At 49.6% G+C, this 16,526-nt stretch carries 11 protein-coding genes; 5 read left to right on the top strand and 6 right to left on the bottom strand.

All coding sequences use genetic code 11. From position 1 onward, the window contains the following. Positions 1–48: 48 nt before the first annotated feature. Both katG and metF read right to left on the bottom strand, forming a co-directional pair. Positions 49–2,229, bottom strand: a complete 2,181-nt coding sequence (gene katG, locus D9738_RS00280) for a catalase/peroxidase HPI (RefSeq protein WP_130259298.1) — start codon at positions 2,227–2,229, stop codon at positions 49–51. 340 nt (positions 2,230–2,569) lie between these two features. Then, positions 2,570–3,460: a methylenetetrahydrofolate reductase gene (gene metF, locus D9738_RS00275; protein ID WP_130258331.1), complete on the bottom strand. Its 891-nt coding sequence runs from the start codon at positions 3,458–3,460 to the stop codon at positions 2,570–2,572. A 498-nt stretch (positions 3,461–3,958) separates the two neighbouring features. Between metF and D9738_RS00270 the strand changes: the two genes are divergently transcribed. Further along, positions 3,959–5,458: a PTS transporter subunit EIIC gene (locus D9738_RS00270; RefSeq protein WP_130259297.1), complete on the top strand. Its 1,500-nt coding sequence runs from the start codon at positions 3,959–3,961 to the stop codon at positions 5,456–5,458. Between the two features lie 87 nt (positions 5,459–5,545). Next, the gene (malI, locus tag D9738_RS00265) at positions 5,546–6,562 is read left to right on the top strand and encodes a Mal regulon transcriptional regulator MalI (protein ID WP_130259296.1); all 1,017 of its coding nucleotides are present in this window, start codon (positions 5,546–5,548) and stop codon (positions 6,560–6,562) included. Between the two features lie 73 nt (positions 6,563–6,635). Here the strand turns inward: malI and D9738_RS00260 are convergent, their stop codons facing one another. After that, entirely contained in the window at positions 6,636–8,189 is a 1,554-nt protein-coding gene (locus tag D9738_RS00260) for a bifunctional UDP-sugar hydrolase/5'-nucleotidase (RefSeq protein WP_130259295.1), read from the bottom strand. A 132-nt stretch (positions 8,190–8,321) separates the two neighbouring features. Between D9738_RS00260 and D9738_RS00255 the strand changes: the two genes are divergently transcribed. Continuing rightward, a complete protein-coding gene (locus tag D9738_RS00255; protein WP_130259294.1) occupies positions 8,322–9,452 on the top strand; it encodes a cytoplasmic protein in 1,131 nt (376 codons plus the stop codon). On the opposite strand, the gene metL is transcribed toward D9738_RS00255, so the two are convergent. Continuing rightward, complete coding sequence (metL, locus tag D9738_RS00250) at positions 9,416–11,848, bottom strand: bifunctional aspartate kinase/homoserine dehydrogenase II (RefSeq protein ID WP_130206588.1); 2,433 nt, start codon at positions 11,846–11,848, stop codon at positions 9,416–9,418. The genes D9738_RS00255 and metL overlap by 37 nt on opposite strands. A gap of 2 nt (positions 11,849–11,850) precedes the next feature. Further along, positions 11,851–13,011 (bottom strand): cystathionine gamma-synthase, encoded by a 1,161-nt coding sequence (gene metB / locus D9738_RS00245; RefSeq protein WP_001353720.1) that lies wholly within the window; start codon positions 13,009–13,011, stop codon positions 11,851–11,853. Between the two features lie 276 nt (positions 13,012–13,287). Here metB and metJ point away from each other — a divergent pair, with 276 nt between their 5' ends. Continuing rightward, positions 13,288–13,605, top strand: a complete 318-nt coding sequence (gene metJ, locus D9738_RS00240; protein ID WP_000852812.1) for a met regulon transcriptional regulator MetJ — start codon at positions 13,288–13,290, stop codon at positions 13,603–13,605. A 59-nt stretch (positions 13,606–13,664) separates the two neighbouring features. Next, complete coding sequence (locus tag D9738_RS00235) at positions 13,665–14,273, top strand: YiiX family permuted papain-like enzyme (RefSeq protein ID WP_130206590.1); 609 nt, start codon at positions 13,665–13,667, stop codon at positions 14,271–14,273. A gap of 163 nt (positions 14,274–14,436) precedes the next feature. On the opposite strand, the gene D9738_RS00230 is transcribed toward D9738_RS00235, so the two are convergent. Next, positions 14,437–15,822, bottom strand: a complete 1,386-nt coding sequence (locus D9738_RS00230; protein WP_130206592.1) for an MFS transporter — start codon at positions 15,820–15,822, stop codon at positions 14,437–14,439. Positions 15,823–16,526: the final 704 nt, after the last annotated feature.

Raw genomic sequence — 16,526 nt, 5'->3', positions numbered from 1 at the left:
AAGAAACTTCAGCGACTGCCTGAAAGGCAGTCGCTGAAGAAGGTCAGATTACAGCAGGTCGAAACGGTCGAGGTTCATCACTTTCACCCATGCTGCCACGAAGTCTTTAACAAATTTCTCGTGGGCATCGCTGCTGGCGTAAACTTCTGCCAGTGCACGCAGAACGGAGTTAGAACCAAATACCAGGTCCGCACGGCTGGCGGTGTATTTCACTTCACTCGTTTCACGATCACGGCCTTCGAACAGCTCTTTCGATTCGTCGGTCGCTTTCCACTCGTAGCGCATATCCAGCAAGTTCACAAAGAAGTCATTGCTCAATACGCCCACACGGTCAGTGAAGACGCCGTTTTTACTGCCATCGAAGTTGGCGCCCAGCACACGCATCCCGCCCACCAGCACAGTCATTTCTGGTGCAGTCAGCGTCAGTTGCTGCGCTTTATCGATCAGCAGTGATTCAGTGGTAGCCTCGCCCGACGCAGCGCGATAGTTACGGAAACCATCAGCAACAGGTTTGAGCAGCTCGAACATCTCGATATCCGTCTGATCCTGACGTGCATCTACGCGGCCTGGTGTGAACGGAACACTGATGCTGATACCCGCAGCACTCGCCGCTTTTTCGACACCAACAACACCGGCGAGAACAATAATGTCAGCGAGTGAAGCCGTGTGTGAGGATTTATAGATCCCCTCCAGCACCGGCAATGCGCGTGCTGCTGCGGCATTAACCTCCCAGTCGCGCTGCGGAGCTAATGCCAGACGCGCACCGTTGGCACCGCCACGTTTATCCCCGCCGCGGAAGGTGGAGGCAGAAGCCCAGGCAACAGAAACCAGCTCGCTCACAGAGAGACCAGACTCAGCAATCGCCGTCTTCAGGTTAAGGATATCTTCCTCGCTCGGGTTGAAGAACGCATGTGGCAGCGGATCTTGCCAGATCAGATCTTCTTTCGGCACTTCCGGTCCGATGTAACGAGATTTCGGCCCCATATCCCTGTGCGTCAGTTTGAACCACGCACGGGCAAAGGCTTCGTTGAACGCTTGCGGATCGTCAAGGAAGCGACGTGAAATCTTCTCAAACTCTGGATCAAAACGCAGCGTCAGGTCAGTGACCAGCATCGTCGGCTTACGTTTCTTCGACGGATCGAACGGATCTGGGATAATTTCCGGTGCATCTACGGCTTCAAACTGGATGGCGCCTGCCGGGCTACGAGTCTGTACCCACTCATATTTGAACAGGTTTTCGAAGAAATAGTTGCTCCACTGGGTCGGCGTTTGCGTCCAGACGACTTCCAGACCTGACGTAATGGCATCAGCACCGACACCGGAACCAAAATCACTTTTCCAGCCTAAGCCCTGGTTTTCGATCGGGGCCGCTTCTGGATCAGGACCTACGTGCGTTGCCGGGCCTGCGCCGTGAGTTTTACCTAACGTATGACCACCCGCGATCAGCGCAACGGTTTCTTCGTCGTTCATCCCCATATTGCCAAATGTCGCGCGAATAGCTGCAGCCGCAGAAAGCGGTTCGCCACTGGCATTTGGTCCTTCCGGGTTAACGTAAATCAGCCCCATTTCGGTTGCTGCTAATGGGCGTTTTGCCAGTTCTTCCGGGTTACGGTGGGCAAGCCAGGTTTTTTCATCACCCCAGTTAACATCCAGATCCGGTTCCCAGACGTCTTCACGACCGGCACCAAAACCGAAGGTACGGAAACCGGAGTTTTCCAGCGCCACGTTACCCGCGAGGATAAACAGGTCGGCCCAGGAGATTTTCTGACCATATTTTTGTTTGATTGGCCACAACAGACGACGCGCTTTATCCAGGCTGACGTTATCCGGCCAGGAGTTGAGCGGTGCAAAACGTTGCTGACCACGACCCGCGCCGCCGCGACCATCGATTGAACGGTAAGTCCCCGCGCCGTGCCAGGCCATACGAATAAACAGACCAGCGTAGCTGCCCCAGTCTGCTGGCCACCACGGTTGAGACTCTGTCAGCAGATCTTTCAGATCTTTTTTCAGGCCGTAGTAATCTAGCTTGCTAAATTCTTTGCGGTAGTCGAAGTCCTCACCCAGTGGGTTAGAACGGTTAGAATGTTGGTTTAACAGGTCAACACGGAGTTGTTTTGGCCACCAGTCATGAGTGGTTGTTCCCGCACCGGCGCTCTGGTCATGACCGCCATGATGGAACGGGCATTTTCCGGCTGCTGTTGTGTTATGGATATCGTCTGACGTGCTCATCAATATACTCCCTCTACAGTGTTACCCTTACGATACACAGCGTTAGAGAGAAGTTATAATTGAATTAATCCACGGATGCGATAGTTGGGATCTTACATATCATTAGTTAAAGAGATGTAGATCAAATTGATCTTAAATAAGCCTTTTTGATTATGTCCGATTACGGACAAATACCTTATAAAAAAGGGTTTTATCCCTGTTTTCTCTCTGTTCTTTTAAGGAATGAAGGAGAAAAAGCGAGTCAATAGTTTTACTTGTCTGCCCCCTCGCTTCGAGGAGGCATTTTGTGCTTTGTTTTAATTTTGTGATCACCGTGTGATTTTTACAGAAACCAAAGCACTTATAAACCAGGTCGGACACCCAATGTGTGGCAAATCGCGTAACTCATTTCAGCGCGGTTAAGCGTATAGAAGTGGAAATCTTTCACTCCTTCACGGCTTAAAATCTTCACCATATCCATCGCAATATTCGCGCCCACCAGCTTGCGGGTTTCGGCGTCGTCATCCAGACCATCAAACATTTGCGCCATCCACGCCGGAATGCGTACGTTGGTCATGTCAGCAAATTTCTTCGCCTGTTTAAAGTTAGAGACGGGCAAAATGCCAGGAATAATTTCCACATCGATACCCGCCGAAACGCAGCGATCACGAAAACGCAGGTAGCTTTCGACATCAAAGAAGAATTGGGTAATTGCGCGATTGGCGCCGGCGTCCACTTTGCGTTTCAGGTTAAGCAAATCCGCCTGGGCGCTTTTCGCTTCCGGATGCACTTCCGGATACGCCGCCACGGAGATATCGAAATCCGCGACGTCTTTTAACAGCGTCACCAGGTCAGAGGCATACATTTCCGGCTTACCGCTTCCCGGCGGCAGGTCGCCACGCAGCGCCACGATATGGCGAATACCGTTATTCCAGTAATCGCGGGCGATGGTCCGCAGCTCGGCAGGCGTCGCATCAATGCAGGTAAGATGCGGCGCCGCTTCCAGACCGGTGCGATCTTTAATGCCTTTAATAATGCTGTGCGTGCGGTCGCGCTCACCGGAGTTTGCGCCATAGGTCACCGATACAAACTTAGGTTTCAGGCTGCTGAGGCGATCGATGGAGTTCCACAGGGTCTGCTCCATTTCACTGGTACGCGGCGGGAAAAATTCGAACGAAACATTAATCTGCCCCTGGACTTCGGCCAGGCTCTGATTCAGGGCATCCCGCTGGCTGGCGTGAAAAAAGCTCATACCTTACCTCATCAATCGCTTGTAGTTATATGTTGTGTTGTGAACATCTATCCATTTAGACGTCCAGATGTAAAGATGAAGGAAAAGCCGAGGGGCGTCAACCGAAAAAATGCCCCATGATGGTGAGGAAAAATCAGGGAAGATGAATTTTCTTCATTTGAATGTGGGAGTAAATGGGTTCTCTCACATTATCGCGCGCGAAGTAATGAATAAACGGATAAACCATCGGCTTCAAATTGATTTAAATAAGAGTTAATTAATATGCTCGTCTGTGTTAGCTGGACACTTATTTAAATAAAACAAATAGATACCATAATTTGCATTCAATACTGCATGTTTATTATTTGAACTACTTCAAACTATTAACAATTTCTCCAAAATTATGTTGCAGAGCAATTATGCATCCCCCACGATAAGTAGAACGTTCTACTAGAACGTTCTACTTATACAAAAAAGACTAATTCGCGCAGATTTATGCGCTATTCGGGGGAAATCAGCATGAATCTGATGTCGAGTTTCGTGAAGTCACTTTCTAAATTGTCGATGATTGGTCGCGCCCTAATGCTGCCAATTTCGCTTCTGCCTGCCGCTGGGCTGTTACTGGCGTTCGGAGATAAATTCCATTTGCCGTTGATGATGAATGCAGGCGGCATTATTTTTGATAACTTGCCGATGCTTTTTGCTATCGGTTCCGCCGTAGGGCTGGCTTCTGAATCGGGAATTGCGGCGTTATCCGCAGCCGTTTCCGTTTTTGTCACCAATATCACCATCAGCACCGTACTTAGCATCACGCCAGAAATGGCCGGGCAAGGCGGCAAATACGCGATGGTGGTGGGTATCCCCACATTGCAAATGGGCGTTTTTGGCGGCCTGATATGCGGGATCCTGGCGGCGTGGTGTTACAACCGTTTTCATACCATGCAATTGCCAGAATTCCTTGGTTTTTTCTCCGGGAAACGCTTTGTCGCTATCGCGACGGCTTTTCTCTCCTTCATTCTTGGCCTGTTACTACCCTATGTCTGGCAACACATTCAGTCAGGAATCGATGCATTATCGGTTATCGTTAATGGTAACAACCAGGCAGCATCGACCTTTATTTTTGGTGTAACTGAACGAGCGCTCATTCCGCTTGGCTTGCACCACATCTGGTATCCGTCGTTTTGGTATTCTTTTGGGGATTACACTACCCATGCCGGGCAAATGATTCACGGCGATCAGACGATTTGGTTCAAGATGTTGGAAGAAGGGGTGAAATCATTTAGCAGCGACAGTTATCATGACGCCGGTAAATTTATGCAAGGCGAATTCCCCCTGATGCTGTTTGCCCTGCCTGCGGCGTGCCTGGCGATGTACCATGAAGCGCACACAAAGAATAAGAAAATTGCCGCCGGTATTCTGTTCTCAGCCGCATTAACCTGTTTTCTGACCGGTATTACAGAACCCGTTGAATTTACATTTATCTTTGTCGCCCCTGTGCTGTATGTCTTCAATGCCATCATGGCAGGCCTTTCCTATATGGCGATGTATCTGCTGCATGCACATATTGCCAAATCCTTCTCTGCAGGGCTTATTGACTATATTTCGTTTGGCATCCTGCCATCCTTTAACGGCTATGAAACCAACTTCCTGAGCGCCATTATCGTCGGCGTGCCAATGGCGGTGATCTACTACTTCACCTTCCGCTTTGTTATTCGTCGTTTTGATGTGAAAACGCCTGGTCGTACTGAAACTACGGTTAGCGCTAATGATAAAACCGATGACGAGCTGGCAACAGAAATCATCACGCTGCTTGGCGGTCAGCAAAACATTAAATCGGTAGGCTCCTGCATCACGCGTTTACGTCTGGAAGTCTCTGATAAAGAAGCGGTGGATCAGGATGGTCTAAATAATATTGGCGCCCGTGGCGTGGTTTATGTTGGCGATAACGGCATTCAGGTCATTTTTGGCGCGCGAGCGCAATTTATCGCGCAAACCATGTCGACGATGATCGGTAAATAGCCTTAAGATTACTCGATGTCAGAGGTTCTGGTCCCTGACCAGAACCTTCTTGCTATTTAAAGAATCAACGTTGTTCAGGGAGTGAGTTTGAAGAAAGTCAGCATAATTGATGTTGCCAAAAGAGCCGGAGTTTCCGTCTCTACCGTGTCGCTAGTGCTGCGCCAGAAAGGGAAAATCTCAGAGGCGACCATCGGGAAAGTTCATGCTGCTATTGACGAACTGGGCTACGTGCATAATGTTGCCGCCGCCAATTTACGTTCCCACACGTCAAATATTATCGGACTGATTTTACGTGATTTTAGCGATAGCTTTTCCATCAAAGTGATGGCCAGTATTGTTCAGGAACTGGAAGCCAGGGGCTATATGGTATTCCTTGGGCAACCACAGAACGAACATGAACATCTTGAACGTTGTTTACTTTCCTTCAAGCAACAAGGTGTTGCCGGAGTGATTTATCTGGCTTCCGATGCGCATCGTGAAACCCTCCCCACGCTAATCCGCCAGTGTTCGCTTCCCCTTGTTGTCGCGTCACAAACGCCTATCAAAGATGAGTGCAACCTGGTGTTGCGTGACAACCAGCAGGCAGCAAGTCTTGCCACACGTTATTTAATTGAGCGCGGCCATCGTTACATTGCCTATCTCGGTGGCAGAGAAAGTGATCTTATCCGTCAGCAGCGACTGGTTGGTTTTCGCCAGACCCTGGCAAAATTTGGCATTGCTTGTCGTGACGAGTTCACGTCAGCCTGTGACGGTGACACCTGGGCTGCCAGCATGGCAACGCGCCAGTTGCTGGAAAATAACAACGCCATTACCGCCCTGCTCTGCCATTCGCCCGAGGCCATGATTGGCAGCATCAACGGCATACATCAGGTGGGGCGCACCGTCGGGAAAGACGTCTTTCTGACCCAGCAGGTAGCGCTAATTGGTTTTGAAGATATGCTGCATATCAACCTGACCTCTCCTGTTTTCACCTGGGTATCTTCCGCCAGTGAAGAAACCGGACGCCAGGCAGCGACCCTGATGATTCGCAAATTAAAAGACCCGGATTTGCAAACCCAAAGAATTGCGCTTTCCGGGCAACTGGTGGTGCGGGAATCGGCGTAATACACATGCCGAATGAGATGTACGTCGATATCGTCATCCGGCAATAAGGTGTAAACCAACTCAATGCGTATGATTACTTGATATCTTTCACACGCATACCGTTGAGCTGTTCATCCGTGATGGTGTTACCCGCTTTGAAGTAATCAACCACGGCGTGATAAACGTAATAACCGCCCGTTGTGTTGCGTGCTTTTCCTTCGGTAAAGGCGGTAAAACCATCTCCACCATCAGCAAGGAAACTCTGGGTGGCAATAGAATAAACCGTCGCATCTTCAATCGGTTTGCCATTCAGAGCCAGTGAGATAACCCGCTGACCAACCGGCTTGCTGCTGTCGTACTTCATTTCCAGGCCTTTCGATACCTGTAAAACGCCATTACTCAAACTTGCGCCGTGTTCCATCAAACTGCGTAATTGTTTACCCGTGAGTTCCATCGTCACCAGTTCGTTGGGGAACGGGAACGTACTGATGACGCCGCCCATCGTAATCGCCCCTGCGGGGATCTCATTGCGGATACCGCCAGAGTTGGTTAAGGCTATTTGGGTGTTTTTACCTGCCGCTGCCAGTAAAGCGTCAGCCGCCAGGTTCCCGAGGGAAGCCGATTCACCATAGGCACGTTTTAATTCAATCGGCGATTGCGCCACCGTTTGTTGCACCACTTCATCCAGCTTTTTATTCCAGCCGTCGATCACCTGTTTTGTTTGCGGATCGGGCTTCCACTCGTCGGCGTAAATGGTTTTAAGCTCGAAGTTTTTCACCGTAAAATCATGCGGCTTCTCTTTGTAGTCGAGAACCAGTTTGCCCACATCAATCCCGCCGCTGTCAGTAGAGAGGATGAGCGTATTGCCGACTTTAATCGGTTCCGGCGTACCCACATGTGCATGTCCGGTGATCAAAATATCCAGTCCTTTCACCTGACTTGCCGTCTGAATATCTTTATCCAACGCGCGACGCACATCTGTGCCTCCCATACTGGACTGGCGGGCCGGAACACCTTCGTGGATCAGGGCGACGGTCAAATCAACCTTGCCTTTGAGTTCATCGATATAACGTTGTAGCCATTTAATTTCATCGCGCGCCTCAATACCCACTCGCGTGGCAGCGGATACCGTGTCATTAAAGGCAAATACTCCGTGCAAACCTATAACGCCTATTTTCACACCGTCTTTTTCGATGATGGTATAGGGCTTATCCCAGAATGATTTACTGCTGTTCTGATAAAAAACATTGCCCTGCACAATCGGGAATTTTGTCTGACTCAACTGTAATAATGTGTTGTCCCAGCCGTGGTCAAATTCATGGTTGCCTATCGTGACAGCATCGAACGGCATAGTATTCATAATATCGATAATAGCCTTACCTTTGGTCAGGCTGCTGATATATGGCCCGGTAAAATAATCACCCGCATCAAAAAACCATGTCGCTTTATTTTTTGCTTTTTCTTGCTTAACCAGCGTAGTGATATTTGCCCAGCCGCCAATATCCCGTTTACCGTCAGCAAGCCACGGCACTTTATAAGGCTCGACATGCGCATGGAGGTCGTTGGTATAAATGATGGTGACATCTTTGGCGCAAGCCCAGAACGGCAATGTTAATGCGATACCCGCAGCAAGTATTTTAATTTTCATAAATAGTCCCTTTCAGTGATTTAAAGGATTGCTACATTACGTTCTGAAAGAGTTATTTATGTGAGAGTAATCACATCCGCAGGGGAGCGTTGCCGGACAAAATCAACGACCTTGTGAAATCGTTGGTGATATATGTCGACTCTGTTTACGATTAATGCCTGCAAGTCGTTTGGTTGCCGTAATTTAGGACGGTCAACATCGACAGATTACAGCTGGCCTGACTATCGACTGGGTTATGCAGCATTGCACTGCCGGGCATGTGGAAGCTATCCACCGTTGTTTGACGAACAACAATTTCGTGACTGGTTGACAGTTCACTTATCTACGTGGGCCTCTGAAAAGGGCCATTTCTGCCCGGTATGTTATGGCACAGAGACAATTTGTTATGGTCACAATCCACAGGGTTCGCAACGCATTCAATGCCGTAACTGCAAAAAAGTCTGGACACCTAAACAATATCAGAAAGAAATAACGCCTCCCGAAATAATCGAAACGGTTGCTCTTCTGGTGCCATTTCAGGGGGGTAGCAGTGGGCAGAGACTGTATGTTTTAATGAGTTTTGATGCTCTTCGCGGTAATATTCTTCATCTTTCTACTAATTATACGCAGCATCAAGCTGGAGAAAGTCTGCATTATCGATACAGAGGAAATGCAGAACCAGAGTTACACAACAATAATATTGTACAACGCGTTGATATGCGCGAAGCACAATTTCTACGCCGCAGTCAGTTTGATGAAATTCAGTATGGCAGTGCAGCGCTCAAGCGCAATGCTAAAGGCGCTATTCTGCGTCCGGTTATCACAGCGCACGGGCATTTCAGGGTACTGAATATTCTATTCCCGACAGTTAAAACACAGGTTATTTCACACGAGTGTTTTTTAAGAGGCGCCATTATTACGGTTTGGGCTGATCTGTTTCGCCAACAGCAAGGTGAAATTTGGTTTATTGAAGAGGAAATAACTGACTGTACCGAAAATACGTCCTGGAGTTTTCAGGGAACAACTTATCACGGCTGGTGGAAAAATCAGTGGCAACTCTGGGTTCAGGGAAAAAATCGTAAAATGGTATGTGCATTAACGGGCGGAAATAACAGCAAAGCTGAAATGCTCTCATTAGCAACCAGCAGACATTTTATCCACTGGCTACATAAACAGGCAGAATTTACTCACAGCGCCCCGCTTTCCGCAGGGCGCGTAACGAAAATACTGCTTTCTCTGGCTCAGGATTACAACAACTGCGCCAGTCGGTTGATATCCGACTGAATCGCCCCGGCGGTGACGTCGCGCCCTGCGCCAGGCCCACGGATCACCAGCGGATTATCGCGATACCAGCGGCTTTCGATGGCAAAGACGTTATCGCACGGCAGCAATGATGCCAGCGGATGGTCTTCACGTACCGCTTCCACGCCTACACGCGCTTTGCCGTTGGCATCGAAACGCGCTACGTAGCGCAGCACCAGCCCCATTTCACGGGCCGCTTCCAGCCGTTGTACCATCTGCTCGTTAAGTTCATCGCCATTTTCAAAGAAGTGGTCGATGCTGCCGCCTTCGCAATGGGCAGGCACCAGCGACTCCACGCGTACCTGATCCGGTTCGATGTTGTAACCTGCTTCACGCGCCAGAATCACCAGCTTGCGCATCACGTCTTTGCCAGAGAGATCGTCACGCGGGTCAGGCTCGGTTAAGCCCTGCTGCCAGGCCTGATCCACCAGCTCGGTAAACGGCACGCTACCGTCGAATTGCAGGAACAGCCAGGAGAGCGTGCCGGAGAAGATCCCGCTGATCGACAAAATAGTATCGCCGCTGTCGATCAGATCGCGCACGGTATGGTTGATCGGCAAGCCCGCACCGACGGTGGCATTGTACAGCCAGTGACGCCCGGTTTTTTCGAAGGCGTCGTGGATCTGGCGATATTTATTGCTGTCGCTGGCTCCCGCCAGTTTGTTGGCACTGATGACGTGGAAACCGTGGCTGGCGAAATCGAGATATTGATCAGCAAGCTGCTGGCTGGCAGTAACATCCAGCACCACTAAATCATCATACGGATGGGCGCGCATCCACAGGAACAACGACTCTTCATCCTGCTCGACCGCTTCATCGTTGAAGAAGGCTAACGCGCGGCTGGCGTCCAGCCCGTCGTAGCTCAACAGGCTGCGACGGCTGTCCACCACGCCTGCCAGCACAAATTCAAAGCCGGTGCGTGCCGAGAGCGTACTCTGCTCGCGGGCGAACAGTTCCAGCCAGCGGGAGCCGATATTGCCCTTGCCGAACAGCACCAGGCCGATGCGTTTTTCTGCACGGAAGACGGACTGATGCAGCCCCTGAATCAGGCTTTCGGTTGGTCCGGTGCGCAGTACTGCCACCAGGCTGATGCCGTCATCCGACTGCCAGGTAAACTCGACCGGCTGGCCTTTCAATTGCTGCCAAAAGCGGTGGCAATGCAGCGGGTTACGGGTGACGCCCGCCCCAACCATCGCCACCAGTGCCAGCCCCTGACGCAGGCGCAGTTCGCCGGGTAATCCCGCTTCGTCGAGGATTTTCAGCGCACTGTCAGCGACTTCTGCGGTGTAGCAAAATTGCAGCAACTGGCGATCGTTATGCACGCCAACTGCCAGTGGACGCACCTGAGCACGTTTCAGGATTTGGTCGATCTCTTTATGCGCCAGTTTGAAATCCTGGCTGGTGGGCACCTGAAACTCAATCAAGCAGACATCATCATGGCTGGTGACAATACGCGCACCAGTACCGGAGGCCAGCACACGTTCAATACGCGTGGAACCTTGGTCTGGCGTGTAACTACAGCGCAGCTGCAGGTCGATTTCGCTACCGGATACTGGCTGTAAAGTACGGGCGTGAAGAACGGGAGCCGCCAGACGCGCCAGTTCGCTGGCTTCATCCAGACGCAGCAACGGCAGCAGACAGGCATCTTTCACTTTACGCGGGTCGGCGCTGTATACCCCAGCGACGTCGCTCCAGATGGTTACGCGAGAAACGCCCGCCAGCGCACCGATTTGTGTCGCGGAATAGTCGGAACCGTTACGCCCCAGCAGCACCGTTTCACCAGCGTTGTTACGGCTGATAAACCCAGTCACCACCAGACGTTTGCCCGGATGTTGTACCAGTAGCTGTTGCAGCAACGGATAAGAAAGCCCTTCATCAACCTGCGGTTGTGCGGCGCGTTCGGCGCGTAAAAACTCGCGGGCATCAAGCCATGCCGCTGGCAGCCCTTGTTGATTAAGCACCGCAGACATTAAGCGTGCTGACCACACTTCCCCGTGGCCCACCACTTCTGCATACACCGCGTCGTTAATACCGCTGTCGAGCAGCGCCGCCAGACGCTCCAGATCGCTGACAAAGGCGCTAATGAGGCTATCGGCTTGTTCGGCGGGTAACAAGCCGCTAATCAGATCGCACTGATAACGACGCAACGTTTGTTGAACCTGATGCGCAGAGAGACGATCGGTCTGGCTTAGTTTCAACCAGTTAATCAACTGGTTAGTGGTGCTACCGGCGGCGGAAACCACCATCATATCGTCGGGCTGGGAGTACTCAGCCATAATGCCCGCGACACGCAAATAACACTTCACATCAGCCAGACTACTGCCACCAAATTTATGCAGTTGACGACCTTTCGCCCCTGCCTGCGCAATCACACTCATTTTTACCCCTTGTTTGCAGCCCGGAAGCCATTTTCCAGGTCGGCAATTAAATCTTCGCCATCTTCAATACCGGTGGAGATACGCAGCAGCGTCTCGGAGATCCCGGCGGCAGCACGCGCTTCTGGCGCCATGCCTGCATGTGTCATGGTTGCGGCGTGAGAGATTAAACTTTCCACTCCCCCTAACGATTCCGCCAGCGTAAACAACGACAGCCCGCCCAGGAAACGACGCAGCGTCTGCTCATCGCCATCCAGTTCAAAACTCAACATTGCGCCAAAGCCTTTTTGCTGGCGCGCGGCAATTTCATGCCCCTGATTTTCCGGCAGCGACGGGTGATACAGTTTTTTCACCAACGGCTGGGTTTGCAGATATTTCACAATCGCCTGCGCGTTGCGCTGGGCCAGCTCCATACGCGGCACCAGAGTACGCAACCCTCGCAGTAGCAGATAGCTGTCAAACGCGCCGCCCGTCACGCCAATATTGTTTGCCCACCAGGCAAGTTCAGTGACAACGTCCGGGTCTTTAGCAATCACCACGCCGGCCACCACGTCAGAGTGGCCGTTCAGATATTTCGTACATGAATGCAACACCAGATCGGCACCCAATGCCAGCGGATTTTGCAATGCCGGGCTTAAGAAGGTGTTATCCACCACGCTCACCGCCCCGACTTCCCTTGCCAGATGGCAGATTTTCGCAATATCCACGACGCGTAACAATGGATTACTTGGGCTTTCTACCAGCACCAGTTTAGGTTTTTCCGCCAGTGCCGCCTGCAATGCCTGCTCATCACCTTGATCAACAAACAACACGCGATAGCAACCGCGTTTCGCCAGGCTGTCAAACAGGCGATAGCTGCCGCCGTAGCAGTCGTGTGGCGCAACCAGTAGATCGCCGGGTTTCAAAAAGACGGTAGTCACCAGGTGGATCGCGGACATGCCGGTATTAGTAAGCACTGCACCAGCACCGCCTTCCAGTTCTGCCAGCGCACGCTGAACCACATCGCGCGTTGGATTGCCGCGACGCGAGTAATCATGCGCGCGCGGCTCGTTAAATCCGGTAAAGTTATAGGTGCTGGAAAGATGGATTGGAGGGACAACGCAACCATACTGTTCGTCGTCATTTAACCCACTACGCACTGCGATGGTGGCCTGTTTACGCGTCATGTGATGAAGTTCCCTGGGCTTTGTCGGTGAAATGTCAGGCACCAGAGTAAACATTGTGTTAATGGACGTCAATACATCTGGACATCTAAACTTCTTTGCGTATAGATTGAGCAATTCCCCAATAACCGTTAAAATTACATGCATTATCACGCCGACAGGTGCATTACACGATGTCACGGTAGCGCCTGTACGGTAAACTATGCGGGTTTATGGCCATTACCCACATTAATTGTGTGGTCTGGTTTCAATTTATTGACGAAGAGGATTAAGTATCTCATGGCTGAATGGAGCGGCGAATATATCAGCCCATACGCTGAGCACGGCAAGAAGAGTGAACAAGTCAAAAAGATTACGGTTTCCATTCCTCTTAAGGTGTTAAAAATCCTCACCGATGAACGCACGCGTCGTCAGGTGAACAACCTGCGTCACGCTACCAACAGCGAACTGCTGTGCGAAGCGTTTCTGCATGCCTTTACCGGGCAACCTCTGCCGGATGATGCCGACCTGCGTAAAGAGCGCAGCGACGAAATTCCGGAAGCGGCAAAAGAGATCATGCGTGAGATGGGGATTAACCCGGAGACGTGGGAATACTAATGCTGAAAAAAGCGGTCTGGCGTTAACCAGCCGCTTTTTTTATACATGGACGTTTAACTATGAAAAACAGGCTGCTGATCCTCAGCCTGCTGGTTTCTGTACCTGCCTTTGCCTGGCAACCACAAACCGGCGACATCATCTTTCAGATCTCTCCCTCATCGCAAAGTAAAGCGATCCAACTGGCAACTCATTCCGATTACAGCCACACCGGTATGCTGGTGATACGCAACAAAAAGCCCTACGTTTTTGAAGCGGTCGGCCCGGTGAAATACACCCCCCTCAAGCAGTGGATCGCCCACGGTGAAGATGGCAAATACATTGTTCGCCGCGTTGAAGGCGGACTGAATACCGAACAACAGCAAAAACTGGCGCAAACGGCAAAACGTTATCTCGGCAAACCGTATGACTTTAGCTTCTCGTGGAGCGATGATCGTCAGTACTGCTCGGAAGTCGTTTGGAAGGTTTATCAGAACGCGCTGGGAATGCGCATAGGTGAACAGCAAAAGCTGAAAGAATTCGATCTTAGCAACCCGCTGGTCCAGGGAAAGCTTAAAGAACGATACGGTAAAAATATCCCGCTTGAGGAAACGGTGGTTTCGCCACAAGCCGTTTTCGATGCGCCACAACTCACCACGGTTGCCAAAGAATGGCCGCTGTTTTCCTGGTAATGGATTACTGTGAACACGGCTGGCGTTCCCGCCGCAAACGTTAATCGCGTTTTGCCATAACTCGAAATGCGCTTTACGCAACCAAACGGGTACGAAATCGATGATGAAAGGTAATTGTGCGGAGAAGCAAGTGGGCCAATCACATCGTGACTGGCCCTAAAACTTAGCTTTTTTGGGTCTGAAGCTCTGGTTGATACGTCTCAGCATCATTTTGACGTTGTTTTTCCATAGCAATCGCACCAAAGTGCGTTAACGTACAGAAAATGATGCAACAGATAACACCAGCAAGCAGAAGATAAAAACCACCATCCCAACCAACCTCATCGACCATAATACCAAACAGGCTTGTACCAAGCGTCGCTCCAAGAATATAGCTCATGAAACCACGCAAACCGACAGCGGAGCCCACGGCAAAACTGGGAACAATTTCCATTGTCTGAACAGAGGCCAGGAACTGCGGAACATAGATAAGGCAGCCCACGCAAGCAGCGAAAATAGTAATAGAGAGTAGAGAATCGCTTTTCCAGTAGCCCAACAGGCAGAAGAAAATCAATACCATACTGATAATCGCTGGCGGCATACGGCGACCATGAAATAATTTATCACTCAACCAGCCAGCAAATAATGTCGTTGGAATAGCCGCCCATTCGAAGATTAAAAATGCCGTACTCATTTCGGTCTTTGTAAAATGCTTCACGCTTAACAAATAAATAGGTAACCAGCTGATAATTCCGAAACGCACCATATAGACAAAAACATCAACGAAAGAGACAAACCAGGCATTCTTATTTTTAAGCACATAGGTACAAAAAATTTGCCAGGCCGTCATATCTTCCGGCGCACGATCATCTTTTGCTTTAATGCTGACGTCGTCCGGAACGATTTCGTTTAATGGCGGCAAACCTTCACTTACCGGTGAACCTTTACCTGACATCAGTACCACGATAGCAATGACAACAGAGACAATCGCTGGAATAACATATGTTGCTATTTTCCAGTGTTCAGTGCCCAGTACGGCAAATGCGCCGCCGACAATCGGAGCAACAATACCACCACCCACGTTGTGCGAAATATTCCAGACCGCGCCGACAATGCCCCGTTCTTTACGAGGAAACCAGTTGGCGATCGTAATAAATGACGGGCCAACACCCATTCCCTGAAAGAAACCATTCAGAATGACAAGTCCTGCAAACATCCAGAATGCGAAACTAAAACCAAGTGCCACGTTAACGAGAGCACAAAGTATTAAACCCACTGCCATATATACTTTAGGATTAGCTTTATCCGCCAGACTGCTCATTATCCCTTTACTAATACCGTAGGCTATCAGCATACAACTGCTTAACAGCCCTATTTGCGTCGCAGAAAGATTGAGCTCTTGTTTTAAATACGGTGTAGAGAGAACAAAGTTATTCCTGACAATGTAATACGAAAGATAACCGATAAATACGCTGAATAACGCCTGCATACGGTAACGATTATAGGTACTTTTCACTTCACTTTCAGGAACCTTATGTGTTGCCACTTTAGGTTTCAATAAAGAAAGCATATATCACCTTCCAGTTCATAGTGTTGTTTAATCAAATAATAATATTCATAGCAATGCTCATTACTACTCTCTGATGAGTATTTAAAAAGCCTTTGCTTAGTGAGTTTTGAAGATAGTGAAGCAAGAGAGTTTAAGTTACAATACAGGGCAAATGAGTCAAAACTGACTCAAAAAAACAAATTCAATGTTCCATTTCTTTCCCATATTTGATTTTGGAAAATGCAACATGGTTATTATTTAAACCTTAACGTGTTACAACAGGCCCAATTTAAAAAAAATTAGTTTTATTAAAATTTTCATTTTTTGAGTTCAATCACATATTTTGCTTCTATAATCGGGATCATTGAAGATACTTGTTCTTGTTATGCCAGAGAACCATGCTGCACAACATGAAAACCTTCATCACCGCACAACAAAAAGCAGAGTCTGAACACCTTCAGGATATCCGTCGTAACACGCTGATTTGCGCTCAAATTAGGGCCTTTTTTATGGTTTCTGAAGACTGGAACTCCGTCATGATTACTGAGACGCTAAGTCTGCATCAGGCCACCGCAGATGACCCTATTTACGATAGTGCTTGTTATTACCATCCTCAACGAGTAAAAAAATGGGATGAAGCCGCCAACAACAAATTTCATTTTTTACTGCTATACAGTCAGAACCTGAATCTGAGAGCGAAAATGTGGAAATTAATTAATGCGCAT

The organism is Escherichia sp. E10V5, assembly GCF_004212315.1.
Taxonomy (GTDB): Bacteria; Pseudomonadota; Gammaproteobacteria; order Enterobacterales; family Enterobacteriaceae; genus Escherichia.
This window is presented reverse-complemented; position numbering and strand designations above follow the sequence as displayed.